Source organism: Natrinema sp. LN54, assembly GCF_052439245.1.
Classification (GTDB): Archaea; Halobacteriota; Halobacteria; order Halobacteriales; family Natrialbaceae; genus Natrinema; species Natrinema versiforme_A.
In genome coordinates, this window is sequence record NZ_JBQVRP010000001.1 from 350,443 (window position 1) to 370,843 (window position 20,401).

Annotated in this window: 33 protein-coding genes and 2 tRNA genes; 6 read left to right on the plus strand and 29 right to left on the minus strand. The window is 64.0% G+C overall.

The features are described from left to right. Positions 1–26: 26 nt before the first annotated feature. Both ACT4ML_RS01730 and ACT4ML_RS01735 read right to left on the minus strand, forming a co-directional pair. Positions 27–725: a hypothetical protein gene (locus ACT4ML_RS01730; protein ID WP_444719316.1), complete on the minus strand. Its 699-nt coding sequence runs from the start codon at positions 723–725 to the stop codon at positions 27–29. Positions 726–819: 94 nt separating this feature from the next. Continuing rightward, positions 820–1,380 carry a uracil-DNA glycosylase gene (locus ACT4ML_RS01735; protein WP_444719317.1) on the minus strand — a complete coding sequence of 187 codons (561 nt, stop codon included), beginning with the start codon at positions 1,378–1,380 and terminating at the stop codon, positions 820–822. Positions 1,381–1,543: 163 nt separating this feature from the next. Here ACT4ML_RS01735 and ACT4ML_RS01740 point away from each other — a divergent pair, with 163 nt between their 5' ends. Next, positions 1,544–1,705: a hypothetical protein gene (locus tag ACT4ML_RS01740; protein WP_444719318.1), complete on the plus strand. Its 162-nt coding sequence runs from the start codon at positions 1,544–1,546 to the stop codon at positions 1,703–1,705. Between the two features lie 82 nt (positions 1,706–1,787). Here ACT4ML_RS01740 and secY read toward each other — a convergent pair whose 3' ends face one another. Genes secY through ACT4ML_RS01865 form a run of 25 tightly spaced genes read right to left on the minus strand, consistent with a single transcriptional unit; the run spans position 1,788 to position 16,310 of the window. After that, entirely contained in the window at positions 1,788–3,251 is a 1,464-nt protein-coding gene (secY, locus tag ACT4ML_RS01745; protein WP_444719319.1) for a preprotein translocase subunit SecY, read from the minus strand. A 3-nt stretch (positions 3,252–3,254) separates the two neighbouring features. Next, positions 3,255–3,734: an uL15m family ribosomal protein gene (locus ACT4ML_RS01750; protein ID WP_138244169.1), complete on the minus strand. Its 480-nt coding sequence runs from the start codon at positions 3,732–3,734 to the stop codon at positions 3,255–3,257. 2 nt (positions 3,735–3,736) lie between these two features. Continuing rightward, entirely contained in the window at positions 3,737–4,204 is a 468-nt protein-coding gene (locus ACT4ML_RS01755) for a 50S ribosomal protein L30 (protein WP_444719320.1), read from the minus strand. Continuing rightward, complete coding sequence (locus tag ACT4ML_RS01760; RefSeq protein WP_444719321.1) at positions 4,204–4,860, minus strand: 30S ribosomal protein S5; 657 nt, start codon at positions 4,858–4,860, stop codon at positions 4,204–4,206. Before ACT4ML_RS01760 ends, ACT4ML_RS01755 begins: the two co-directional genes overlap by 1 nt. Further along, on the minus strand, positions 4,857–5,405 hold the full coding sequence (locus ACT4ML_RS01765; protein WP_097378336.1) for a 50S ribosomal protein L18: 549 nt from the start codon (positions 5,403–5,405) through the stop codon (positions 4,857–4,859). Before ACT4ML_RS01765 ends, ACT4ML_RS01760 begins: the two co-directional genes overlap by 4 nt. Next, on the minus strand, positions 5,405–5,854 hold the full coding sequence (locus ACT4ML_RS01770; RefSeq protein WP_444719322.1) for a 50S ribosomal protein L19e: 450 nt from the start codon (positions 5,852–5,854) through the stop codon (positions 5,405–5,407). Before ACT4ML_RS01770 ends, ACT4ML_RS01765 begins: the two co-directional genes overlap by 1 nt. Continuing rightward, positions 5,847–6,569: a 50S ribosomal protein L32e gene (locus tag ACT4ML_RS01775; RefSeq protein WP_444719323.1), complete on the minus strand. Its 723-nt coding sequence runs from the start codon at positions 6,567–6,569 to the stop codon at positions 5,847–5,849. Before ACT4ML_RS01775 ends, ACT4ML_RS01770 begins: the two co-directional genes overlap by 8 nt. 3 nt (positions 6,570–6,572) lie before the next feature. Continuing rightward, the gene (locus ACT4ML_RS01780) at positions 6,573–7,106 is read right to left on the minus strand and encodes a 50S ribosomal protein L6 (protein WP_444719324.1); all 534 of its coding nucleotides are present in this window, start codon (positions 7,104–7,106) and stop codon (positions 6,573–6,575) included. A gap of 2 nt (positions 7,107–7,108) precedes the next feature. After that, positions 7,109–7,501 carry a 30S ribosomal protein S8 gene (locus tag ACT4ML_RS01785; RefSeq protein ID WP_006430984.1) on the minus strand — a complete coding sequence of 131 codons (393 nt, stop codon included), beginning with the start codon at positions 7,499–7,501 and terminating at the stop codon, positions 7,109–7,111. Between the two features lies 1 nt (position 7,502). Further along, complete coding sequence (locus ACT4ML_RS01790) at positions 7,503–7,688, minus strand: 30S ribosomal protein S14 (RefSeq protein ID WP_006430983.1); 186 nt, start codon at positions 7,686–7,688, stop codon at positions 7,503–7,505. Beyond that, positions 7,681–8,226: a 50S ribosomal protein L5 gene (locus ACT4ML_RS01795; protein WP_444719325.1), complete on the minus strand. Its 546-nt coding sequence runs from the start codon at positions 8,224–8,226 to the stop codon at positions 7,681–7,683. Before ACT4ML_RS01795 ends, ACT4ML_RS01790 begins: the two co-directional genes overlap by 8 nt. Further along, the gene (locus ACT4ML_RS01800; RefSeq protein WP_444719326.1) at positions 8,219–8,917 is read right to left on the minus strand and encodes a 30S ribosomal protein S4e; all 699 of its coding nucleotides are present in this window, start codon (positions 8,915–8,917) and stop codon (positions 8,219–8,221) included. The genes ACT4ML_RS01795 and ACT4ML_RS01800 overlap by 8 nt, the downstream gene beginning before the upstream one ends. Continuing rightward, the gene (gene rplX / locus ACT4ML_RS01805) at positions 8,914–9,270 is read right to left on the minus strand and encodes a 50S ribosomal protein L24 (protein ID WP_138244161.1); all 357 of its coding nucleotides are present in this window, start codon (positions 9,268–9,270) and stop codon (positions 8,914–8,916) included. Before rplX ends, ACT4ML_RS01800 begins: the two co-directional genes overlap by 4 nt. A 2-nt stretch (positions 9,271–9,272) precedes the next feature. Continuing rightward, entirely contained in the window at positions 9,273–9,671 is a 399-nt protein-coding gene (locus tag ACT4ML_RS01810; protein ID WP_006180012.1) for a 50S ribosomal protein L14, read from the minus strand. Further along, the gene (locus ACT4ML_RS01815) at positions 9,671–10,105 is read right to left on the minus strand and encodes a 30S ribosomal protein S17 (protein ID WP_444719327.1); all 435 of its coding nucleotides are present in this window, start codon (positions 10,103–10,105) and stop codon (positions 9,671–9,673) included. The genes ACT4ML_RS01810 and ACT4ML_RS01815 overlap by 1 nt, the downstream gene beginning before the upstream one ends. Beyond that, positions 10,096–10,560 (minus strand): ribonuclease P protein component 1, encoded by a 465-nt coding sequence (locus ACT4ML_RS01820; protein ID WP_444719328.1) that lies wholly within the window; start codon positions 10,558–10,560, stop codon positions 10,096–10,098. The genes ACT4ML_RS01815 and ACT4ML_RS01820 overlap by 10 nt, the downstream gene beginning before the upstream one ends. 14 nt (positions 10,561–10,574) lie before the next feature. Next, positions 10,575–10,805, minus strand: a complete 231-nt coding sequence (rpmC, locus tag ACT4ML_RS01825) for a 50S ribosomal protein L29 (RefSeq protein ID WP_444719329.1) — start codon at positions 10,803–10,805, stop codon at positions 10,575–10,577. Then, a complete protein-coding gene (locus ACT4ML_RS01830) occupies positions 10,805–11,773 on the minus strand; it encodes a 30S ribosomal protein S3 (RefSeq protein WP_444719330.1) in 969 nt (322 codons plus the stop codon). Before ACT4ML_RS01830 ends, rpmC begins: the two co-directional genes overlap by 1 nt. Beyond that, complete coding sequence (locus tag ACT4ML_RS01835) at positions 11,773–12,252, minus strand: 50S ribosomal protein L22 (RefSeq protein WP_006430973.1); 480 nt, start codon at positions 12,250–12,252, stop codon at positions 11,773–11,775. The genes ACT4ML_RS01830 and ACT4ML_RS01835 overlap by 1 nt, the downstream gene beginning before the upstream one ends. Before the next feature lie 7 nt (positions 12,253–12,259). Continuing rightward, entirely contained in the window at positions 12,260–12,682 is a 423-nt protein-coding gene (locus ACT4ML_RS01840; RefSeq protein ID WP_444719331.1) for a 30S ribosomal protein S19, read from the minus strand. Further along, on the minus strand, positions 12,679–13,401 hold the full coding sequence (locus ACT4ML_RS01845) for a 50S ribosomal protein L2 (RefSeq protein WP_444719332.1): 723 nt from the start codon (positions 13,399–13,401) through the stop codon (positions 12,679–12,681). Before ACT4ML_RS01845 ends, ACT4ML_RS01840 begins: the two co-directional genes overlap by 4 nt. A 2-nt stretch (positions 13,402–13,403) precedes the next feature. Beyond that, on the minus strand, positions 13,404–13,658 hold the full coding sequence (locus ACT4ML_RS01850; protein ID WP_138244154.1) for a 50S ribosomal protein L23: 255 nt from the start codon (positions 13,656–13,658) through the stop codon (positions 13,404–13,406). Next, positions 13,655–14,407, minus strand: a complete 753-nt coding sequence (gene rpl4p / locus ACT4ML_RS01855; RefSeq protein ID WP_444719333.1) for a 50S ribosomal protein L4 — start codon at positions 14,405–14,407, stop codon at positions 13,655–13,657. Before rpl4p ends, ACT4ML_RS01850 begins: the two co-directional genes overlap by 4 nt. A 3-nt stretch (positions 14,408–14,410) precedes the next feature. After that, positions 14,411–15,430: a 50S ribosomal protein L3 gene (locus tag ACT4ML_RS01860; RefSeq protein ID WP_444719334.1), complete on the minus strand. Its 1,020-nt coding sequence runs from the start codon at positions 15,428–15,430 to the stop codon at positions 14,411–14,413. A 4-nt stretch (positions 15,431–15,434) separates the two neighbouring features. Beyond that, positions 15,435–16,310, minus strand: coding sequence for a putative RNA uridine N3 methyltransferase (locus tag ACT4ML_RS01865; RefSeq protein WP_444719335.1), 876 nt, complete (start codon positions 16,308–16,310; stop codon positions 15,435–15,437). Between the two features lie 302 nt (positions 16,311–16,612). Here ACT4ML_RS01865 and ACT4ML_RS01870 point away from each other — a divergent pair. Both ACT4ML_RS01870 and ACT4ML_RS01875 read left to right on the plus strand, forming a co-directional pair. Then, positions 16,613–16,683 (plus strand) — tRNA-Gly (locus ACT4ML_RS01870). A 312-nt stretch (positions 16,684–16,995) separates the two neighbouring features. Beyond that, positions 16,996–17,066: transfer RNA gene (locus tag ACT4ML_RS01875), tRNA-Gly, on the plus strand. A gap of 264 nt (positions 17,067–17,330) precedes the next feature. Here the strand turns inward: ACT4ML_RS01875 and ACT4ML_RS01880 are convergent. After that, positions 17,331–17,777, minus strand: coding sequence for a DUF4112 domain-containing protein (locus ACT4ML_RS01880; protein ID WP_444719336.1), 447 nt, complete (start codon positions 17,775–17,777; stop codon positions 17,331–17,333). Positions 17,778–18,138: 361 nt separating this feature from the next. Between ACT4ML_RS01880 and ACT4ML_RS01885 the strand changes: the two genes are divergently transcribed. Both ACT4ML_RS01885 and ACT4ML_RS01890 read left to right on the plus strand, forming a co-directional pair. Further along, positions 18,139–18,492, plus strand: coding sequence for a HalOD1 output domain-containing protein (locus ACT4ML_RS01885; RefSeq protein ID WP_138244149.1), 354 nt, complete (start codon positions 18,139–18,141; stop codon positions 18,490–18,492). Positions 18,493–18,659: 167 nt separating this feature from the next. Further along, positions 18,660–18,974 carry an MTH1187 family thiamine-binding protein gene (locus ACT4ML_RS01890; protein WP_138244148.1) on the plus strand — a complete coding sequence of 105 codons (315 nt, stop codon included), beginning with the start codon at positions 18,660–18,662 and terminating at the stop codon, positions 18,972–18,974. Positions 18,975–19,076: 102 nt separating this feature from the next. On the opposite strand, the gene ACT4ML_RS01895 is transcribed toward ACT4ML_RS01890, so the two are convergent. Continuing rightward, positions 19,077–19,286 carry a hypothetical protein gene (locus ACT4ML_RS01895; protein WP_444719337.1) on the minus strand — a complete coding sequence of 70 codons (210 nt, stop codon included), beginning with the start codon at positions 19,284–19,286 and terminating at the stop codon, positions 19,077–19,079. Positions 19,287–19,468: 182 nt separating this feature from the next. Here ACT4ML_RS01895 and mch point away from each other — a divergent pair, with 182 nt between their 5' ends. Continuing rightward, positions 19,469–20,401 (plus strand): methenyltetrahydromethanopterin cyclohydrolase, encoded by a 933-nt coding sequence (gene mch, locus ACT4ML_RS01900; RefSeq protein WP_138244147.1) that lies wholly within the window; start codon positions 19,469–19,471, stop codon positions 20,399–20,401.

Consider the following 20,401-nt stretch of genomic DNA (forward strand, 5'->3'; position numbering starts at 1 on the left):
CTGTCCGTCGTCGAACTCTCACTCCCTCACGAGTCCGTTCGGTCTCCGACGTCCTCCCCACTGCGTATCTCGGCGTCCGGATCACCGTCCGTCACGTCGTCCGGATCGACATCGACGTCGCGAGCCGTCCGCTCCTCGCCCGGCTCCGTCTCCTCCGACCGCGCTGCCCGCTCCGACGATTCAGTCCCCTTCGTCGCCGGTTCCTCGGTCTCGTCCATCTCCCTGTCGGGATCGACGCGCGCTCCCCCTTCGACGGTGTCGTAGTACTCGTCGTCCGCGATCGGTTCCGACTCCTCGGGTCTGCCGGAGTCGGGGTCGCGGTCCGCTCCGGGAACGTCAGTTGCCGCTCCCGTGTCGGGCGCCGAGTCCGGTCCGGCGGCCGAATCACCGCCTACTCGCGGCTCCGACCCGCCGTCTCGCTCGTCCGAACGGCCGTTCCCCGCCTCGGCCGCGGATTCGTCGTCCGGCTCGACGCTTTCGGACGAAAACGCGGCACCGATCCGAACCGCGTCGTCGGTGATCTCGTCGACGGCGTCGCTCTCGAGCGGCACGATATCGCCGGACGCGGGCTCCCAGTCGAGGACGGCTTTGATCGAATCCGTCATGTCCGGCTCCGGATCGATGTGTGCGGTCTCCCCGTCGACGGTGGCGACGGTCCCGAGCGTCTCACCGTCCGCGCTTTCGACGGGCTTGTCGATGTCGTCGTCGGTAAACGTCGGACTCATGCCCGAGGGTAGTCCCGTCTCGGGGAAGCCGTTCCTGCCTGCACGGACCGGGATCGATGCCGGCAGCGTTCGAACGGGACCGACGCCGACCGGACTACGCCAACTCGAGGGCCGTCGACAGATCCGACTCGATGGCGTCGACCTTGCTGCGGTCGTACAGCGCCGCCGCCGGGTGGAACGACGGGACGACGATCCGACCGTCGTCCTCGAACTCCCGGCCGTGCAGATCGGTGATCGTCTCGTCGGTATCGAGGATCTCGGCCGTCGCGAAACTCCCCATCGGCACGAGGACGGCCGGATCGACGCGGTCGATCTCGGCGTCTAACACCGGCCACCAGGCCTCGATCTCGTCGACGTGCGGATCGCGGTTCTCCGGCGGTCGCACCTTGACGAGATTGGTAATGTAACAGTCCCGCCGATCGTATCCGATCGACTCGAGGGCCCGATCCAGTTGCGAACCGGCTTGGCCGACGAAGGGCTCGCCTTGTTTCACTTCCTGGCCGCCGGGTGCCTCGCCGACGAGCATCACGTCCGCCGACAGCGGTCCGACGCCGGGGACGAACCGCTCGGGATCGTACTGGTCGTCCGGTACCGCCTCGAGTGCGTCCGCGAACACTGCCTCGAACTCCCAGTCGGTCGATGGCTGCTCGGTCATCGTGCAGGGCTACAACGGTCGCGGGAAACACCCTTTTGCTGCTCGCTGTACGGGACAGTCGGTCTGATTGATGTATCGGGACGATCGAGCCACACTGTTCTCGAGTCGAACCACGCACATGCATCCGGTAACGGTTTCCCTCGAGCGGGCAGAGAAAGCGGATATGCCATTCAAGCCGCCGGTCGAGTGTCCGATCTGTCGGGAGACGCTCGCCCTCGACCGAACGCTCGAGGATCACCTCGTCGGCTCCCACACGCAGCGCGAAGTCGCTCGCCGCCTCGCAACTGTCCGCGAACGGGTCGAAGGACAATCGATTTCGGACTGAACGACGAGTCGCCGACTTCGGTGGCGACTGCAGTCGCTCACGAAACAACGAACGGAAAAAGAACCGAGATGGCAGATGGCCGTTATTCGCCGCCGAACATCTGGCGCATCATCGGATGCATTTCCATCATCTGCTCTTCGGCGATCTCCTCGTAGAGCTTGTACGTGATGGAGACGGCCAGCAGCAGGCCGGTTCCGCTCACACCGCCGATGGTACCGAGCATGTTCGCCCAGACGGCGAGCAGGCCGACCAGTGCGCCGCCGATGACGGTCACTTGTGGAATGTACCGCTCCATGACCTTCTCGATGACGCCGACGTTCTGTCGGAAGCCGGGGATCTGCATCCCGGAGTTCTGGATCTGCTTCGCCGTCGATTCGGGGCCCATGTCAGTGGTTTCGACCCAGAAGATGGCGAAGATTGCGCCACCGACGACCATGAAGGTGACGTCGATGCCGATCCGGATCATCACTTGCCACCACTCCTGGGCGACGTTCGCACTGAACCACATCCAGTCTTCAGGCGAGTAGATCGGGGCCACGTAGTAGAAGAACCCGCCGGTGGGTTGTCCCTGTGACGAGTAGGTCCCGAGCCAGCTGGGCATGCCGCCCCACTGGCTGTTCATGATCTGGCCCATGAACTGGACGTTCGCCTGCACAGCGCGAACGAGGATCATCGGCAGGACGCTCGCGTAGATGAGCTTCACGGGGAAGCGACCGCGAGCACCCTTGACCCGCGCGTGGCTCAGCGGGATCTCGACGCGGACCGACTCCGCGTAGACGACGATCCCGAAGATCAGCACGGTCGTCAGCAGGGCGATGATGTGGCCCTCGTTGATCAGCAGCGTTTGCAGGCCGCTCGTCGAGACGAGCGAGCCGACTTCGACTTGCCCCGTCAGAATGCGGTACCAGTCGAAGAAGAACCCTCCCTGAGAGGGCTGGACGAGTCCGGTGACCAGTCGCTGGCTCACGCCGGCGATGATGAACAGGCCGATCCCGCTGCCGACGCCCCACTTGCTGACGACCTCGTCCATGTAGAGGATGAGGACACCGCCAACGAAGATCTGGGCGAACATCAGCATCTGGACGCCCGTCTGATCGAGCATGAACCCGCCGAGTTGCAACGACTGCTGGGCTGGCAGGAAGCCGCCGGCGAACACCATCGGGAGCCCGGTCAGAATCACCATCATGACGACCAGCAGCTTCTGGAGGCCCTGATAGAGCACCTGATCCCGCGGGTCGTCCGTGTCGAGACCGAGCAGGTTCGCACCGCCGAGCAACTGTAAGACGATGCTCGCGGTGACGATCGGTCCGATACCGACCTGCAACACCGACCCCTGAGAACCGGCGAGGATCGCACGGAACTCGCCGAAGAGGTCGGTCGCCCCGCCGGACTGCATACCGAACAGCGTGATGTTCGTCAGGAAGAAGTACAACATGAGGATGCCGGCCGTCCACATCAGCTTCCGCTTGAAGGGGACGTGCCCCTCCGGACGGCGCACTGCTGGCATCCGCGTTAGGACCGGTTCAGCGGCTTCCTTCCATCCCATATGTTATTCCTCGTCCTGGTCGTCGTCGGCGTCGTCCTCCTGTCCTCGCTCCGAGACGACTGCCTCGCCGCCGGCAGCCTCGAGTTTCTCGCGAGCGGCATCGGAGAACGCGTCCGCCGTTATCTCGAGCGTGTTCCGGACCTGTCCGGATCCGAGGACCTTCACCTTGTCGACCTCGTGGCCGTCCTCGACGATATCGCGTGCGTCGAGTCGGTAGCCGCCGTCGGTCTCCTCGGCGAGGTCCTCTGCGACGTAGAGGATCGCGTCCTCGTCTAGCTTCTGGACGTCGATCTCCGCGACATCCTCGCGGATGTCGTGGGGTCGCTTGAAGCCGTGTTTGCCCTTCGGTTCGTAGTTGTGGAACTCGTGTTTGCTGCGCCCGGCACGGCCGCGGCCACCACGGTGGCCCGCACCGCGTCGATTCTTGTGGGAACCGCCGCTGTGGGTCCGCGATCCGCGCTGGCGTCGTTTTTTGCTCGTCATGGTTATCGCATCGATTCTAGGAGGTCGTTAATCTCCCCTGTTGTATGCTTTCCGAGTTGGCCGCCCTCAACGGTCGGCTTTTTGATACCGTCGTGACCTCCCCGCGGTGGGTGAAGTCGAAGCGTCGGTGACAGTCCCTCGTCACGAAGTGTCGTCTCCTCAGCAAGGAGCGCCTCGGCCAGAGCGCCGAAGTCGTCGTACGCCGTGTTGTCGGCGAGCCACTCCGCGTCGACATCCGACTGCTTGCCCTCGAGGGGCTCCGCTCGCTTCGCGAGCAGGGTCTCGAGTACCTCGGCGTCGGGCTCTCCGACGGCGACGTAGTCGTTTACCTTCGCGATCATCCCCTCGTAGGCGTCGGTCTCGGGGACGAGCGTGCAGTGGTTGACGTTGTGGATGTTGAGCATCGACAGGGTGTCCTGGACGTCTTCCTGTCGGTTCACTTCGCCGCGGATCTGAACGATTGCCTTCATCACTCGCTCACCTCAGCTCGCTCTCGATCGGGTCGCCGTCGCGGATGGCGCGACTGCGAGGCGTTCTCGAGGGCGTTGTAGGTCGCCTTGGCCAGGTTCACCGTCGTTCGGGTGTTGCCGTGGCTCTTGGTCCAGGCGTTTTCGATCCCGGCCAGTTCGAGGACGTGACGGACGGTGTCGCTGGCGGCCAGCCCCAGCCCTTCGGGGGCGGGGATGAGCTCGACTTCGACGGAGCCGGCTTTGCCGGTCGTCCGTCGGGTCAGCGAGTGTGGCCGGTCCGAGCGGTCCTCCCAGGATCCCGAACCGCGGGGGACCTGGATCATGTTCAGCTTCGCGATACCGATCGCCTTCTGGATGGCGGACCCGACCTGATCGTCGCGGCCTTCGGCGTAGCCGATGAATCCGTTTCGGTCACCGACGGCGACGACGCATCGGAACTTCACGCGTCGTCCGGAGTCGGTCATCCGCTGGACCATGTTGATGTCCAGCACTTCGTCTTCCAGTCCGGGAAGGAGCTGGTCGACGAGTTCGGGTTCCTTCAGCGGAAGTCCCGAGTTGAGGGCGGTCTCCATGTCCTCGATTTCGCCCTCCTGGACCTTCCGACCGAGACGGGTGACGGGTTCCCATCCGCTGTCGTTGTAGTTGTTTCCACTCATTCGAGAATCGCCTCTCGTACCTCGTCGAAGTGTTCGGGGAGGTCTGTCGCGTCGAAGTCACCGCTGTACAGCGGCTCGTCGAGCTGTTCTGCGTACTCGGCGATGTGCTCGCCGCGCGTACGCGACCAGTCCGCGAGCACGCTGTCGTTGTGCGGGATCTCGAGGCCGGCGTCGATTGCGCCTTCCTGTACCGCGAACACCTTGTTGCCGGGCGTGGCCGTGTTGAGACCGATGTCGAGGACCGCTTCCTCGAGACCCGCCTCGACGGCTCGTGTGCCGGCCAGCAGGCCGGTCAGATACGCCGCGGAAATGTTGCTCGTGGGTGCGTCCCAGCCGTACTCCGCCAGATCGCTCGAATGTGCGCTCGCGAGCGTCTCGTCTCCCTGAGGTCCGGGAGTGATCAGCTGCGCCGTAGTGTGCTTGTTGCTCTTGCGAGCAACCAGGCGGGGCTTCCCCGATTTCAGCAGGCGCAACCTCTGGTGGTAGTCCGTCCGGACCTCACGGCGACGCCGCATCGGCACTTTGTATCGTGGTCCTGTCGCCATTATTGGTCACCGTAGTTTTCGTCGATGTAGTTCAACAGGTACCGGACGCTACGGAACTCCCCGCCGCCAGCCTTCTTGTAGAGCTCGCGGTACTGCGTGGGCGTCAGCTCGCCCTTGTCGCGGAGTTCGCGCAGCTTCCGTCGCTGTGCGCGAATCTTGTTCTGCCACTCGTCTTTCTCGTTCTGGCGTGCGCCCTTCTTGCCGCGGCGCTTGCCCTGGCCGTTCTGGTGGCCGTAGGCGCGCTTCGCGTTCCGTTCGCGGGCGCGGCCGCGAGAGTTACCCTTCGCGTCGGCGGCCTGAATGCGACCCTCGTCGACGAGTTCACGGATCTCGTCGCGAGTGATCGCTTCGGCGATGTCGCCTTGCGCGTCGGGATCGAGCCAGACGCGGTTCTGACCGACGTCTAAGACATCGGCTGCCAGTCGCTTCTGTGCGGTCAGATCAGTCATTGGATTCCACCTCGACTTCCTCGTAGGTTGGGTTCAGGACGCGGACGTCCTGCTCTTCGGCGAGTTCCTCGATGCGTTCGCGCTTGCGCGCGCCGACCGAGGACGAGATACGGACTGCCTCTCGAGAGCCGTCGACGCCCTCGAGGTCGTCCGTGTTCTCGACGTAGACCTCTTCGAAGCCGCTGGGGTGTTTGCCACGGACGGCTTTCGGCGTTCGGAAGCCGGCCTGGACTTTCGGCCCCTTGCCCTTGACGCCGCGGCGCTGCTTGGACAGCGTACCGCGGGGTCGTCGCCAGGATTCGGGCGTCCGCTTTTTCTTGTGGTAGTCCTGTCGGTTGAACTGCGGTTTCCCCTCGCTCTTCCGACGAGAGAGGAGTCGCTCCTCCTCTTCGGAGAGGTCGGGCGTCTTCTCGGTCAGCCCGCGGGGCTGCAGTTCGGTTTCGACGTCTTCGTCGGGTTCTGCTTCCTCCTCGACGCCTTCGTCTTCGATTTCGGCCTCGGTCTCCTCGGTGACCTCGAGGTCACCGACGTCGGCCTTGATACGAGCGGCGAGTGCGTTCCCGACGCCTTCGGCTTCGGCCAGGTCGTCCTGGTCCGCTTCCTTGACGTCCTGAATGGACTCGAAGCCAGCCTCTCGCAGCGCGTCCGCCTTGCTCGCGCCGACGCCACTGATGTCCTCGAGTTCCTGTGGGTCGTCCGATTGATCGTCTGCCATCTATCAGGCACCTCCTTTCGCGGGCTTGTTGGTGATGTAGACCCCGTCCTGGAAGACGCGGGTGTCCTTGCCGCTGACCTTCGTCAGCTGCTCGATGTCGGCCGCCGTCTGGCCGACATCGTCCTTGCTGGGGCCGGAGAGGACGATCTGCTCGTCGTCGACGGTAACCTCAGTCTCACCGTGGATAGTCGTTCGTCGCGGTGCCTTTTCGCCGAGGAAGTTCTCGATGACGACATCGTCGCCGTCCACGCGGACCTGCATCGGGAAGTGAGAGTAGAAGACTTCCATCTCGTACTCCCAGCCCTCGGTCACGCCGTGGATGGCGTTGGTGATGTGGCTCTCGAAGGTGCCGACGGTCGAATTCGTCTTCGCGTCCTCGGCACCGCTCTCGATTACCACCTGATCGTCGTCGGTTTCGACGGTCACGTCGGGGTACCAGAGGCGGCGCGTAACGGCGCCTTCCGGGCCCTCGACGGTCACATCGAAACGGTCGACCTCGACGGATACGTTCTCGGGGATTTCCAGTTCGACTCGCATGATTAGTAGACGTATGCGATCACCTGGCCCCCAATACCCTGGTCGCGCGCCTCGTAGTGGCTCATGATGCCACTGCTCGTCGTGACGACGAGGGCTCCGAAGTCTCGAGCGGGGAGATAGCGCTTCTCCCACTTCTCGAAGTCTTCGGCGCCAGCAGCGTAGCGGGGCTTGATGGGGCCGCACTCGTTGATCGCTCCTTTCAGTTCGACCTCGAACTGACCGGCTTTGCCGTCGTCGACGTACTCGAAGCCGTCGATGTACCCGCGGTCGTAGAAGACCTCGAGTACGCTGCCGATCTCGTTCGAAGCGGGCGTTACCTCGTGGGTGAGATGACCCACACTCTCGGCGTTATCGAGTCCCGAGAGCGCGTTGCTGAGTGGATCGTTCCCGGTCATATTATCGGTACTTCCTGAATCCCATGTCGCGGGCGATCTCGCGGAAGCACTGCCGGCAGAGATTGATGTCGTACTTCCCGACAAGTCCCTGCTCGCGGCCACAGCGCTGGCAGGACTCGGCCTGCCCCGTTCGCTTTGCCGCGTGCTCGCCCGTGCGGTCGTTTTCTTCTGTTTCGCTTTCACTCATCGTCCGTTCCCTCCACGTTCACGTCGAAGTTGGCCTCGAGGAAGCCGATGGCGTCCTCGGGGGTCAGTCGGTGCTTCGAGGGGATCGATCGGGTGGCCTTATCGCGCTTGGCGATGCGGTAGCCCGGACGGACCAGGTTAACGGTGACGTCCAGCCCGTAAATCCCGACGTTCGGGTCGTACTCCTGGCTCGGGAACTCGGTGTGTTCCTCGACACCGAAACTGAAGTTCCCCGTGTCGTCGAACTGCGCCGGCGAGATCTCCGTCAGCGGCAGTGACTTCTCGAGGAATTCGTAGGCGTCGTCGTCGCGAAGGGTGACCTTCGCGCCGATCGGGTCGCCCTGACGAATACCGAAGTCGGGTTCGGTTCGCTTCGCCTGGGTCCGGACGCTCTCCTGACCCGTGACTGCCTCGATGATGTCCTCGGCTTTGCCGAGTTCGCGGCCACCTTGACCGACGCCCATGTGGACGACGACCTTCTCGACGCGCGGTTCGCGCATCTCGTGGAAGTCGCCGCTGGTCTCGCTTTCACTACTCATCGTCATCACCAGTGAAGTTCTCGTCGATGACGACGACGTACTCTTCGACGGTTTCGAAGCCGCCGTCGTCGGTCGAAACGCCGACGCTGTTCGAGCCGCTGCCCGGGGTGACGTTGATCGCGTCGATCTCGCCGACCTTGCCGCCGTGGTTGCCACGGACGGCCGTCACGAGTGCGCCTTCCTCGTAGGGGAAGTGTGCGACGACGGACTTGTCGTCGTTGTCGATGACGATCGAGTCCTTCGGGCTGTAGTCGTCCTCGACGATGACGTTCGTCCCGTCGTGGAGCGTCAGCTGGGTGTCGCCGCCCGACACTTGCTGTTTGCCCGTGATCTTGCCGAGGCGGCTCTGGGCCGAGTCCTCGTCGATCTCGGTCAGCGCGAGCCGACCGCCCTCGTCGGGGAAGACGCGGTAGTACTCCCCTCGCTCGGGGAACGCGACGATGTCGAACATGCCGATCGGGCGCTGTTCGTCGTTGATCGCGTCGCCGTTGATGAGGATCGAATCCTCGGAGAGGGCGTACCGTGCTTCCTTCCGCGAGTCCACGTAGCCGAGCACGTCCCGCAGGAGGACGACGAGCGGCACGCCGTCTTCGCCGTGGGGACCGGCGTCGGCCTTGACCGTGAAGGTCTCGGTCTTTCGCTCGACCGGCCAGGACTTCGGTACCGATAGTCGTTTCTGGTGTTTCGTCATTCGCTATCACCTTCGAGACGCGCCTCGCGACGCTCGTCCTCGAGGTCGAGTTCCGTGATACGGACGTTCGAGGGGTCGAGCGGCCGCGGCACTTCCTCGCCGTCGGCCGTCTCGACGGTCACGTCCTCGACGTGGATGGTTCCGTCCTCGAGGATCGCGCGGATGACCTCGGCTTCCTCGCCGGCGTGGTCGCCGCGCATGACCTCGACCGTGTCGCCCGCGTTGACGCGGGTTCGACGGGTGTCGTACTCCTCACGGAGCTCGTCGGACAGCGTCGCGTGCAGCTGCTTCTGTCGCTGGTGCAGCGGCGCGCGTTCCGTCTGGGTTCGCTGTTTGTGTGGTTGTTCAGTCATATCTATACGATCATCGTCGCCGTGCTGGCGATTGCTCCGAAGCGTTCTGCGACTTCGCGGGCGATCGGCCCCTTGATCTCCGTGCCGCGGGGCTCTTCGTTCTCGTCGATGATGACCGCCGCGTTGTCCTCGAACTTGAGCCGCGTGCCGTCGGGCCGGCGGATCGACTTCCGCTGGCGGACGACGACGGCCTCGAGGACCTGTCGGCGCATCTCCGGGGTACCCTTGGTGACCGAGACGGTCACCTTGTCACCGATCCCCGCCTTCGGCTGGCGGTTCTTGGTGCCGTGGTAGCCCGCGACGCTGATGACCTTGAGTTCGCGCGCGCCGGTGTTGTCGGCACACGTGACCAGGGACCCCTTCTTCAGGCCCTGGGTGACGTCGGCTTTCATCGCCTCCATCACTGATCACCCTCTTCGGCTGCGGCGAGGTCCTCGTCGGAAAGCGCCGGCTCAGGCTCGGCCTGATTCGTGAGCTCGGCGAGGTCCTCGGCAGTCGCTTCTTCGGTTACTTCGACGACCACGTGCGATTTCGTCTTCGACAGTGGTCGGGTCTCTGCGATCTTGACCGTGTCACCGACCGAGAGCGGCTCGAGCACGCCCGGTACGTGTGCCGGGATGCGCGAGCGTCGTTTCATGTGTCGGTCGTACTTCGGGACCGCCACATCGTACTCTCGCTCGACGACTACGGTCTTGTCCATGTCCGTCGAGACGACTGTCCCTTCGAGGATCTGTCCTCGAACGGAGAGTTCGCCGTAGAACGGACACTTCTCGTAGTCGTATTCCTCCGGGTTCTCTGGTTCCGGAGGGGTTTCAACGTCTAGTCCTATTGCCATGGTGAGTCACCACTCGTTTCCGTGCGTCGGGCGGGTCGTGAGAGCAGCCGCGATCCATCGACCGTAACGTAGGCTACATCCTCGCCAGCAGCGCGACGGCGGTCCCGCGAGGGACCGTCATCGCGACAGCCGGCGGCATCGCCGCCGGCTCGGTCCGCCGTAGTGGATTGCTCCTCTACAGCGGGTTGAGTATCGGCCAGTTTGGACGCAGTCCCCGAGGACTTCGCGTCCTCGGCGGCGTCATCTGTGATCGCGAACTCGAACGTCGAGCCCGATTTCGGCACCATCACGACCCGAGACTCGCCGCCGTCACGGATCTCGATAGAGAGGGTCTTGGTCGTCTCGATGACGACCCGCCCCTCCAGACCCACCCGGGAGGAGTCGTCGCTCTCGACGACTCGGACGGGGAGTCCGTTGAGTTCGTGTCGCGGCAGGGTCTCGGGTGTCAGTGCCATTGTGTGTGGTTACGTTATTCCGCTTGCGCTTCGACTTCGTCGTCCAGGTCGCCTTCCTCGCGCTGGATCGTCTTGATCCGCGCGATGGTGCGGCCCAGTTCGCCGATGCGGCCCGGATTCTCCGGGGCACCACCGGCGGCGAGGACGGATTTGGCGTTCAGCAGTTCCGTTTCGAGTTCCTCGAGCTCTTCCGCCCGTTCGGCGGGCGTCATGTCGCGGATCTCTTCGACGTGGAGGATCGCCATCAGGCGTCACCTCCCTCGTCCGGATCTGCTTCGTCCGTCTCCTCGTCTTCCATCTCCTCGACGAGTTCCTCGGCTTCCGCTTCGACGTCTTCCTCGAGTTCCTCGAGTTCTTCTTCGACGTCGTCGTCGCCGCCGGGGACCTCGACATCGTCGAACTCCTCGTCGGCGTCGGCCTCGACTTCCTCTTCGATGACCTCCTCGACGACGTCCTCGTCGAGGTCGGCTTCGTCTTCGGTCTCGACGGTCTCGTCGGCCGCGGCCTCAGCACCGCTTTCGGCGGCCTCGGCGTCCTCGGGTTCGCCCTCGAGGAGTTCCTCGACGCCGCCTTCCTCGTTGACCTCGACGGCGTCGGGGACGATCTCTTCGGGGTCCATGTCCTCGTTGACCTCGAAGTCGTCGGGCAGCTCCGCGCCCGGCGGGATGATCTTGACGTCGACACCGATGGTGCCGAGTTTCATGACCGCGACGCCCTGGCCGTGGTCGACGACCGTTTCGGCGGGCTCGCCGTTGTGCTTGATGTAGCCGCGGTTGAACTTCTCGACACGCGATCGCGCGCCGGTGACCTTCCCGGAGAGGACGATCTCCGCGCCGAGCGCGCCGGCTTCCATGATCCGGTCGATCGTCGTGTGACCGGCCTTTCGGAAGTACCAGCCGCGCTCGAGTGCGTTCGCCAGTCGGTCAGCGACGATCCGTGCGTTGAGGTCGGGTTCTTCGACCTCTTGGACGTCGATCTGGGGGTCCTCGAGGTTGAACTTCTCCTCGAGGGCCGTCGTGACCTTCCGGATGTTCTCGCCGCCTTTGCCGATGACCATCCCGGGCTTTTCGGCCTTGAGGACGATCTGGGTTCCCATCGGCGTCTTGGCGACGTCCATGCCACCGTAGCCCGCGCGGCCGAGCTCTTCTTGGAAGAACTCGTCGATCTGGGACCGCTGCAGGCCGTTCTCGATGAATTGGTGTTCGTCAGCCATTAGCTATCACCTGCTTCGTCCTCGTCGACTTCTTCGACGACGATCTCGACGTCGACCTGCGGCGTGTTCCACGAGGAGGCACGCCCCATCGCGCGGGGCTTGCGGCCCACGGACTCGCCGACCTTGTGGGCGGCGACGTGGACGATCTCCATCGACTCGCCGTCGAAGCCCTGATGATCCGCGTTGGCTTCGACGTTCTCGAGCAGGTCGAGGAACTCGCCGGAGACCTTCTCCGGGTACTTGCCGGCGTCCCAGCCGTCGACGTCGGATCGGTGACCCGCGCCGGCGTTGTGGGACTTGAACGGGACCGACTGTACCTCGTCGATCACGTCCTGAAGGTAGGCCTTCGCGTCGCCGACGGTTCGGCCCTTGATCTCGCGTGCGACCTCCTTGCTGTGCTTGTTGCTCATATGACGCTCCCGAAGCATGGCTTTCGCCGTGGCGTCGGGGTCCGCGTCGACTGAGTAGTTGATTCCCATACGATGATCACTTCAGTGGGACGAACTTCGACGATCGGGTCGCGCCGATACCGGCCTGACCGTGCTCGACGGAGGTCCGGGTGAGCCGGAACTCGCCGAGGTAGTGGCCGATCATTTCGGGTTCGACGCGAACGCGCTCGAACGCCTGTCCGTTGTAGACCTCGAAGGTCAGTCCAACGAACTCCGGCAGGATCGGCATATCCCGCAGGTGCGTTCGAATCGGGTCGTTCGCCGTCTCTTCTTCGCCCTTGCTGCGGGCCTCCTCGAGAAGCTTCTCCTTCTCGACGGAGAGACCGCGCTGGATACTTCGCCGCTGTCGTGCGGGTAGCAGTTCCACAACCTCGTCGAGCTCCATGTCCTGCAGCTCCTCGAGCGTGTGGCCGCGGTAGGTGAACTCACCTTCACGGCCGGTTCGGTACTCCTGACTCATTTGTTTCCACCTCGGCCGGTGCTTCGGGACGCGATGTCACCGACCTTCCGTCCCGGCGGGGCGTCCCGCGAGACGGACTTGGGCTTGCCGGGGTGCTGTCGGCCGCCGCCACCGAACGGGTGGTCGACGGCGTTCATCGCGACACCGCGGACGCGAGGCCACTTGGTGCCCCGAGCCTTCATCTTGTGATACTTGTTCCCTGCCTTGACCATCGGCTTCTCCGTTCGGCCACCGCCGGCGACGACGCCGATGGTGGCACGACACTGCGGATCGAGGCGCTTGACCTCGCCGCTGGGAAGCTGGATGACCGCCGCGTTGCGGTCGTGCGTGATCAGGTCAGCGTTGGTCCCCGAGGCTCGAGCGAATCGACCGCCGTCGCCCTGGTTGGCCTCGACGTTACAGACCGGCACTCCTTCGGGAATCTCCGCGAGCGGGAGCGTGTTGCCGGGCTTGATCTCAGCGCTGACACCGACCTGCAGCTCCTCGCCGACGGTGATGCCTTCCGGCGCGAGGATCAGTCGCTGATCCCCGTCTTCGAACTCGACGGCGGCGATCGGCGCGGATCGGGCCGGGTCGTGTTCGATGTCGACGACCGTCCCGCGGACGATGTCGTCGTCTTCCTCGTTTTTGTGCTCGAGGTTCGCCTTGTAGCGATGGGACGGGGCACGGAACGTGGAGGTACCGCGACCGCGTCGTTGTCCTTGAATGCGTCGTCCCATTCTCAGAACACCCCGATTCGCGAAGCGACTTCCTGTGCGTCGTCGTCCTCAGAGAGGCGGACGATCGCTTTCTTTTTGCCGTTCATCGTTACCTGCGTGTTGATGTTCTCGACCGAGATCTCGAACCGCTCCTCGACCTCGTCCCGGATCTCCGGCTTGGAGGCGTCCGGGTTGACGACGAACTGGAGCTTGTTCTCGAAGTCCATGTCGTTCATCGCCTTCTCGGTCACGAGCGGGTGTTCGATGGCCGAGCTCATCGGTCGGCCACCTCCTCGAGTGCGCTCTCGGTCCAGACGGTGAGTCGTCCCGGCTGTGCGCCGGGCGCGAGATCCTCCGCGTTGACCTCCGCTGCGGTCGTCACGTCGGCACCCGCGAGGTTCCGGGCCGCTCGCGACGGGCCGGTCTCGCTGGAGGTGACGAAGAGGATCGACGTCGGCGTCTTGTACTTCCGGCCGCGGGCTTTCCCTTGACCGGAGCGGACGCTCCGACCCTCGTCGGCGCGTTCGATGTCGTCCGCGAGGCCGGCTGCCTCGAGGAAGTCGACGACCTCCTGTGTCTTGTGGAGGTCCTCGAACTCGTCGTCGACGACGACGGGAGTCTCGACGTCTTCGTCGAACTCGTGACCGCGCTCGGCGACGAGTTCGGCGTCGGTCGTCGCAGCGATGGCGCTGCGGACGGCCAGTTTCTTTGCTTTCGTGTTGATCGATTCGGACTGGTCCTTCTCGGCTTTCGGCGGGTGTGCCTTTCGTCCCTTGACGGCCTGGGGGACGCGGCGTGCGCGACCCTCCTGTCGTGGGACGTGGGCCATACCGCGGCCGCTGCCGAACGATTCGGCCGGCGTTCGAAGGCCGGCGAACTCGTCGGAGCCGTAGTCCTGTTTTCGGTTTGCCTGCGCGGCGCGCACGGCGCGGCCGATCAAGTCCGGGCGGTAGTTGGTCTCGAAGACCGCCGGGAGCTCGACCGTGCCCGCGTCCGAGCCGTCCAGGTTTCGTACTGTTGCGTCCATGTGTTATCCCTGGTTGGATGCGGTGGAGACGTAGCGCACCTCGGGATCGAGGCGCGGCTGGTCTCCGGGTCGGATCGCCGGACGGAAGCGCACGAGGCGCTGTTGCGGTCCGGGGAGCGAGCCCTTGATCAGCGCGTGCGGTCCGTCGACTTCGCCGTAGTTGACGAAGCCGCCGTCGACCGTCGCGTCTGCGCCGTCGCCGATGTCGACGAGGCGCTTGTTCAGTTCCGTTCGCTGGTGGTAGCCGGTCTGACCCTGCTGGGGAACCGTCGACCGAACGCGGGACGGGTTCCACGGGCCGAGGTTACCGATGCGGCGGCGCCAGCCCTGCCGGGCGTGCTTGCCCTTGCGTTTCTGGACGCCCCATCGCTTGACGGGACCCTGGGTCCCTTTCCCTTTCGTGACGCCGCTTGCGTCGACGTACTCGCCGGCGCGGAAGACGTCGTTCATGACGTGTTCGCCACCGTCAGCGACGGTCTCGAGGGCGAACTCGACGCGGTCGTCGACGGAGCCGCCGCCGACGCGCGTTTCCATCACGTCCGGTTTCTTCTTCGGCACCGAGGGAACGTCCCCCGGGACCGTGTGGGTGATGACGCGGACGTCGTCGACGCGACCCTCCTCGAGGAGGCCCCGAAGCTCGTCTTCGGCGGCGTCGGTGTCGTAGTCGTCACCGGGAAGGTCGAGAACGCGATCGAGTTCGGGAACGAACTCGTCGGTCCAGACCTCGGTTATCGGCTTCATACCGTACGGCGTGTCTTCGTATGCTCGCAGTGCGACGGCGCGCATCGGCGGCGTCTCCACGATCGTCACAGGGACGGTCTCTTCCATCCCTTCGGTCGGCGAGTTCGCTTTATCGTCGACCATGACGACGTGGGTCATGCCGGCCTTGTAGCCCGCGAAGCCCTGGAGCGTCGGCTGTCCGTCAGTGTCCGGCCACGAGTTAAAGCGTGGGACCTCGCTGGTCGCACGCTTTCGTGGGCCGAACCCGAGTGAGCCTTTGCGTGGTGTATTTGCTTGTGGCATTCTATCACTCTCTCAGTGAGAGGGGAGCAAGCGTCGCGAACAGAGCCTCCTCCGTTCGAACGACCTCGCTTCCCTGATCCGGAACCGTGTTTAGCCAGAGGTCGAACCCCGGATCGGCAGTGGGTTCGACTCCGTTATCGGCCGCGTCGCCTTGTCCGGACGACGCTTCGATGGCCGATTCCTCGATTCCGAGGATAGCCGGCAGCCCTCTCTCGGGCGCGCCGAAGGCGACGGTCATCCCGTCGCGCTTGGTGCGTCCGGCCAGCGTCTCGAGCCGCCCGACGGTGAGTTCTGCACCGAATCGGGAGGCCGCGATGCGAACGCCGGCGTCCTCACGGCCGAGTGCTGCCTGCAGGTCCGTCTGCTCGATCGAAAGCCCCGGAAGGGGTTCGTCGACGAGCTTCGCCCGGACCGGTCGTCGCGAAGAGATCCTGACGGTCACGCGCTCCCCCTCCTCGACCGCCATTTTCGGCGGTACGTTGAGGGAGATCGGGTGTTGCAGTCCGCAATTGACCCGGACGCGCCCTTCAGGTCCGACCTCGGTCACGATTCCTTGTCTTGACGACCCCGAACCGGTAGATTCGGAGCCGGTCTGTGACATGGCGCGGAGCGGCGGCAAGACGCCCGCGTACTCCAGTTCGTCCCGCATCCCCCATGCCTCGTTGCGGAGGTAGGGGGGCGTTGCGGCGTATCGCAGTACGGTGCTTACGAACCCGCCGTCGAACTGCCCGGTTTCCCCATCCCGATCGGGATAGACGACCAAGCGATCAGCACGGAAGATCGTCGCCGCGCGGGCGACGTATCCGAGTTTGCGAGTTGCCTCGCGTTTGTCCTCGGCTTCTCGGCTGAGCGACGACGGCACGAGTACGCTGACAGTCATGCCGAAACGCTTCGGCGCCGCGTCACTAGACTGTAGCGATGTATTGCGGAGAGGGTCTTAAAAGAATAGCGGATTCGATTCCGGCTGTCAACGGCTCACACCCACGAATTCGTGCCGAACGGACACACACTCACTCGCGATAACTAGTCACATTCGATCCGCAGCGGCATCGGAGAAAATTGCTGCAAGACGGGCCGACTCGGCGGTCGATAGCTCGAGAATCGCCATGCGTGGGCATGCCGATGCTGAACCGATTCGCAACCCTTATACATCCATCCGGCAGTAGGTATGAGTGCAACAGGGCGCTGGTAGTGTAGTGGTATCACGTGACCTTGCCATGGTCACAACCTGGGTTCAAATCCCAGCCAGCGCATTTCTGTCGCGAACAACTCCGTGAGCGACAGGAATCGTTCTGGATTTGAACGAGAGAAGTCGCAGCCTGCGAGCGAACGACGTGAGCGAGCAGGACCGTCTTCGCGTTGTTCAAATCCCAGCCAGCGCGTTTCTCGAGCCTCGAGTCTGTACTTGCGCCACGAAATGGTTCCCGGGGCTGATGATACCGCAGTGGACCACCCACCGAAACCCGGATGATGATGAATATCCAACTCTTTGTCATCGGTTCGTTATTTATAAATAGATGAGGGGCAACCGTCTATTTGCACTCGAGAGCGAGTGGCAGTCGAGCGCGCTGGTAGTGTAGTGGTATCACGTGACCTTGCCATGGTCACAACCTGGGTTCAAATCCCAGCCAGCGCATTTTTCGATACTCGATAACGACGAGCGAAGCGAGGAGTTCGAGTATCGGAAAATCATCCAGGGATTTGAACGAGAGAAGTCGCAGCCTGCGAGCGAACGACGTGAGCGAGCGGGACCGTCTTCGCCTTGTCCAAATCCCAGTCGGCGCTTCTCTGAATCCAATCCTACGAGCGCCCCCAATAGTGTGTTGCGCGTACGTGCCGATTACAACGGCACGGAGGAACCCCTAACGATTCATCTCATCGACTCGCTTGTTTACTCGAGTTAATCGATCGTAACCGTCTTCGGTTCGACGTCCGCTTGCCCGTCCGCTTCGGCGAGATCCTCGAGGGCGAGGCGGAGGTTCCACTTGTTCGACTTCCAGAAGGCGTCGAAGACCACACCGAGGACGGGGACGGAGCCGCCGATGGTGTCGACGCCGATGTTCGCGAGCATGCGGAGCAGCGTCGACTGGGAGACGCCCATCCGGGCGGCCTCGGCGACGATGTACAGCGAGACGACCCCCGTGACGGTGTCGCCGGCCCCGGGGAGGATCCCGACGATCGGGTCGATCCCGAACTTGAAATCGGTCCCCGGAAGCCGGACCCCCTCGTCGAGGATGCGGGCGACCGTTTGCATGCGCTTAATCGCCGCCTCGTCGACGGTCGCCGGAAGGTCGTCCTCGAATCGTTCGAGTTCCGAACTGATGTCGTTGGAAGAGTCAGGTGCCATACGTGTGCCGAGGACGCGTGCGTGGATAAGGCACCGGGCGGCCGTAGCAAGCGGCGGGCCGTGTGATCTGATCCCGTTGTCGCCCCGAACTCGAGATAATCGAGAGCAGGAGCCACGAACGTGAGCGGCGGTCGAACTGAGCGGTGGCAATCACCGATTGACGAAGTCAAAGTCCGTGTTGTCGTGACTGTGTGCGGCCAACGGGTGGCACCGACCCGGGAATGCCCTTCGGAACAGGGATTTCACATTCGATACTCATACGATAGACTAGTTCACGTATGACTACTGTTTGCGGCGACGAGTGGCTTTTATACCGTGAGTAACTACGGTCTAACACACGATTGAACGATCAGATTTAGCAATGCAGACCGAACTCTCACCCGCAGACGGCACGGACGATCTCCAGTACGACCAACCAAACGACCGCTACGTCTTCCGCCACGACCCCGACGGCACCGCGACGATCACGACGACGATCGTCCACGCCCTCGCGTCGATCGCGGACACCGACGTTTCACAGGGGGAGTTCTCCCTCTACGATAGCGTCGACCCGGACGCGCTCGATCGCATCTTCAGCAAAAAGGCCGACGGCACCGAGCGAACGGGCGGCCACATCGCCTTCACGGCCCTCGAGCACGAGGTGTACGTCTACGCGAACGGGGACGTCATCATCTACCCGCCCGCGGAGGCGCCCCGAACGCCGACGACGAACTGACCGTCCTCGGTCACAGCCACCTCGCAGTCGGCACTGATCGTTTTTCACGGCCCCGACGACCGCTCCGCGAGCGTCGCGGCCGTTCGGGGCCCTCGAGACGTTCGTCGGCACTGGGGAGACGTCCATATGACACCTCTTTAGGTCCCCGTCTGCCGTTAGTGATCCGTATGACGGTAGTCGCACTACTGAGCGTCGCACCGGTAATCGAGGACAGCATGGCCGACGAAGTCGCGAACGCGGTCGACGCGCTCGAGGAGTACGACGTTACCTACGAGACGAACCCGATGGGGACGGTGATCGAGGCCGAGACGACGGACGAACTCTTTTCGGCCGCACAGGCGGCTCACGACGCCGTCGACGCCGACCGCGTGAGTACGGTGCTGAAAATCGACGACAAACGGACTCGAGACGTCGACGCGTCGGAGAAGGTCGAGGCCGTCGAAGAGCACCTCGGTCGGCCGGCGACGAACCGCGAGGGGTAGTGAGCGATCGCGACGGCGGACAGCTATCGCCCGAACCGGGCAAGTACCCGATCGATTCCCATCGTCGGTCCGTTCTCGCCACGAAAAAACCGCCGATCGTCGTTATTGACCGGGGACCTGCGGGTCCGCCGATCCGGTTTCCGTTCCGATGGTCGACTGAAGCGCGTACAGCCCCAGTGCGGCCACGAGGGACCCCGCTTGGAGCAGCAGGCTCGGATGGACCATAGCCGCGACGCCGAGCACGAAGAACCCGATCCGCGCGCCGGCGGTGGTCGGGCGACCGTACGGCGCTCGAGGGAGCCGCGGCGGCACGAGCGGATCGGGGGATCGACGAGGTGCGAGTCGAGCACGACGAGACGAGCGTCGACGCGGCGTCGGTTTCGGGGACGACCGAGGACGCGGGCGACACCGTCGAGGTTCGAGGCTGCCCTCGTCAGACACCGGTCAGACACGAACGGACAAACGGTTTTACCACGGAGGGTGAATCCGGTCGCATGGAAAGTCTCAATCGAATGGCGATCGAGTTGGTCGACGAGGCCCTCGATTACGCTGAGGAGTTGAACATCGGGGGCTACGACCTCGAGAACGAATCGACGGTACTCGACTTCGGGCTCGAGTTCGACGGCGGGATCGAGGCCGGGCTCTTGCTGACGGAGATCCAGACGGCCGGGATGGCGACGCCGAGCTACGAGCTGGGTGAACTCGGCGACGCGTCGATTCCGTACGTCGAACTGTCGACGGATCAGCCGGCCCTCTCCTTGCTGTGCTCCCAGAAGGCGGGCTGGGAAGTGATGACGGAAGACTTCGAAGGGCTCGGCAGCGGGCCCGCGCGTGCACTGGTGGCAGAAGAGGACGAGTTCCGCCGCATCGGCTACACCGACGCCTTCGATCTGACGGCGCTGGCCGTCGAGACCGAGATGGACCCGACCGAATCCGTGGCCGAACACGTCGCCGACCGCGCCGAGGTCGAGACGAGTAGCGTCTTCCTGCTGGCCTATCCGACCGCGAGCATCGCCGGGAGTATTACGAACGCGGCTCGAGCCGCCGAACTCGCGACCTTCCGGCTCTCGGAACTGGGCTACGATCCCCTCGACATCGTCTCGGCGACGGGCCGCGCACCGGTCGCGCCCGTCGCGGGCGACGAGCGGACGGCGATCGCCCGCACCAACGACGCGATCGCCTACGGCGGGCGCGCACACCTCACCGTTCGTGAGGACGCCGATATCTTCGATTCGGTGCCGTCGACCGCCGCCGAGGACCACGGCCGGCCGTTCGGCGAGGTCTTCGACGACCTCGACTGGGACTTCGCGGAGGTGCCGTCGGACCTCTTTGCACCCGCGGCGGTGACGATCGACGTGATCGGCGGTCCGACCTACGTGCACGGCGAAACGGACGAGGAACTGCTCGTCGACTCCTTCGAGCTGTAA

Excerpts from the sequence above, each read along its gene's own strand:
- ACT4ML_RS01770 (WP_444719322.1), bottom strand. The coding sequence starts at position 5,854 with ATGACTGATCTGACCGCACAGAAGCGACTGGCAGCCGATGTCTTAGAC.
- ACT4ML_RS01810 (WP_006180012.1), bottom strand. The coding sequence starts at position 9,671 with ATGGAGGCGATGAAAGCCGACGTCACCCAGGGCCTGAAGAAGGGGTCC.
- rpl4p (WP_444719333.1), bottom strand. The coding sequence starts at position 14,407 with ATGGACGCAACAGTACGAAACCTGGACGGCTCGGACGCGGGCACGGTC.
- ACT4ML_RS01795 (WP_444719325.1), bottom strand. The coding sequence starts at position 8,226 with ATGAGTAGTGAAAGCGAGACCAGCGGCGACTTCCACGAGATGCGCGAA.
- ACT4ML_RS01860 (WP_444719334.1), bottom strand. The coding sequence starts at position 15,430 with ATGCCACAAGCAAATACACCACGCAAAGGCTCACTCGGGTTCGGCCCA.
- ACT4ML_RS01730 (WP_444719316.1), bottom strand. The coding sequence starts at position 725 with ATGAGTCCGACGTTTACCGACGACGACATCGACAAGCCCGTCGAAAGC.
- ACT4ML_RS01735 (WP_444719317.1), bottom strand. The coding sequence starts at position 1,380 with ATGACCGAGCAGCCATCGACCGACTGGGAGTTCGAGGCAGTGTTCGCG.
- ACT4ML_RS01785 (WP_006430984.1), bottom strand. The coding sequence starts at position 7,501 with ATGACCGGGAACGATCCACTCAGCAACGCGCTCTCGGGACTCGATAAC.
- ACT4ML_RS01815 (WP_444719327.1), bottom strand. The coding sequence starts at position 10,105 with ATGGCAATAGGACTAGACGTTGAAACCCCTCCGGAACCAGAGAACCCG.
- ACT4ML_RS01750 (WP_138244169.1), bottom strand. The coding sequence starts at position 3,734 with ATGACGAGCAAAAAACGACGCCAGCGCGGATCGCGGACCCACAGCGGC.
- ACT4ML_RS01760 (WP_444719321.1), bottom strand. The coding sequence starts at position 4,860 with ATGAGTGGAAACAACTACAACGACAGCGGATGGGAACCCGTCACCCGT.
- ACT4ML_RS01740 (WP_444719318.1), top strand. The coding sequence starts at position 1,544 with ATGCCATTCAAGCCGCCGGTCGAGTGTCCGATCTGTCGGGAGACGCTC.
- rplX (WP_138244161.1), bottom strand. The coding sequence starts at position 9,270 with ATGACTGAACAACCACACAAACAGCGAACCCAGACGGAACGCGCGCCG.
- ACT4ML_RS01780 (WP_444719324.1), bottom strand. The coding sequence starts at position 7,106 with ATGCGAGTCGAACTGGAAATCCCCGAGAACGTATCCGTCGAGGTCGAC.
- ACT4ML_RS01790 (WP_006430983.1), bottom strand. The coding sequence starts at position 7,688 with ATGAGTGAAAGCGAAACAGAAGAAAACGACCGCACGGGCGAGCACGCG.
- ACT4ML_RS01865 (WP_444719335.1), bottom strand. The coding sequence starts at position 16,310 with ATGACTGTCAGCGTACTCGTGCCGTCGTCGCTCAGCCGAGAAGCCGAG.
- ACT4ML_RS01845 (WP_444719332.1), bottom strand. The coding sequence starts at position 13,401 with ATGGGACGACGCATTCAAGGACAACGACGCGGTCGCGGTACCTCCACG.
- ACT4ML_RS01890 (WP_138244148.1), top strand. The coding sequence starts at position 18,660 with ATGACGGTAGTCGCACTACTGAGCGTCGCACCGGTAATCGAGGACAGC.
- secY (WP_444719319.1), bottom strand. The coding sequence starts at position 3,251 with ATGGGATGGAAGGAAGCCGCTGAACCGGTCCTAACGCGGATGCCAGCA.
- ACT4ML_RS01775 (WP_444719323.1), bottom strand. The coding sequence starts at position 6,569 with ATGGCAGACGATCAATCGGACGACCCACAGGAACTCGAGGACATCAGT.
- ACT4ML_RS01765 (WP_097378336.1), bottom strand. The coding sequence starts at position 5,405 with ATGGCGACAGGACCACGATACAAAGTGCCGATGCGGCGTCGCCGTGAG.
- rpmC (WP_444719329.1), bottom strand. The coding sequence starts at position 10,805 with ATGGCGATCCTCCACGTCGAAGAGATCCGCGACATGACGCCCGCCGAA.
- ACT4ML_RS01800 (WP_444719326.1), bottom strand. The coding sequence starts at position 8,917 with ATGACGAAACACCAGAAACGACTATCGGTACCGAAGTCCTGGCCGGTC.
- ACT4ML_RS01830 (WP_444719330.1), bottom strand. The coding sequence starts at position 11,773 with ATGGCTGACGAACACCAATTCATCGAGAACGGCCTGCAGCGGTCCCAG.
- ACT4ML_RS01880 (WP_444719336.1), bottom strand. The coding sequence starts at position 17,777 with ATGGCACCTGACTCTTCCAACGACATCAGTTCGGAACTCGAACGATTC.
- ACT4ML_RS01840 (WP_444719331.1), bottom strand. The coding sequence starts at position 12,682 with ATGAGTCAGGAGTACCGAACCGGCCGTGAAGGTGAGTTCACCTACCGC.
- ACT4ML_RS01835 (WP_006430973.1), bottom strand. The coding sequence starts at position 12,252 with ATGGGAATCAACTACTCAGTCGACGCGGACCCCGACGCCACGGCGAAA.
- ACT4ML_RS01755 (WP_444719320.1), bottom strand. The coding sequence starts at position 4,204 with ATGAAGGCAATCGTTCAGATCCGCGGCGAAGTGAACCGACAGGAAGAC.
- ACT4ML_RS01820 (WP_444719328.1), bottom strand. The coding sequence starts at position 10,560 with ATGGCACTGACACCCGAGACCCTGCCGCGACACGAACTCAACGGACTC.
- ACT4ML_RS01885 (WP_138244149.1), top strand. The coding sequence starts at position 18,139 with ATGCAGACCGAACTCTCACCCGCAGACGGCACGGACGATCTCCAGTAC.
- mch (WP_138244147.1), top strand. The coding sequence starts at position 19,469 with ATGGAAAGTCTCAATCGAATGGCGATCGAGTTGGTCGACGAGGCCCTC.
- ACT4ML_RS01850 (WP_138244154.1), bottom strand. The coding sequence starts at position 13,658 with ATGAGCTCGGCCATCGAACACCCGCTCGTGACCGAGAAGGCGATGAAC.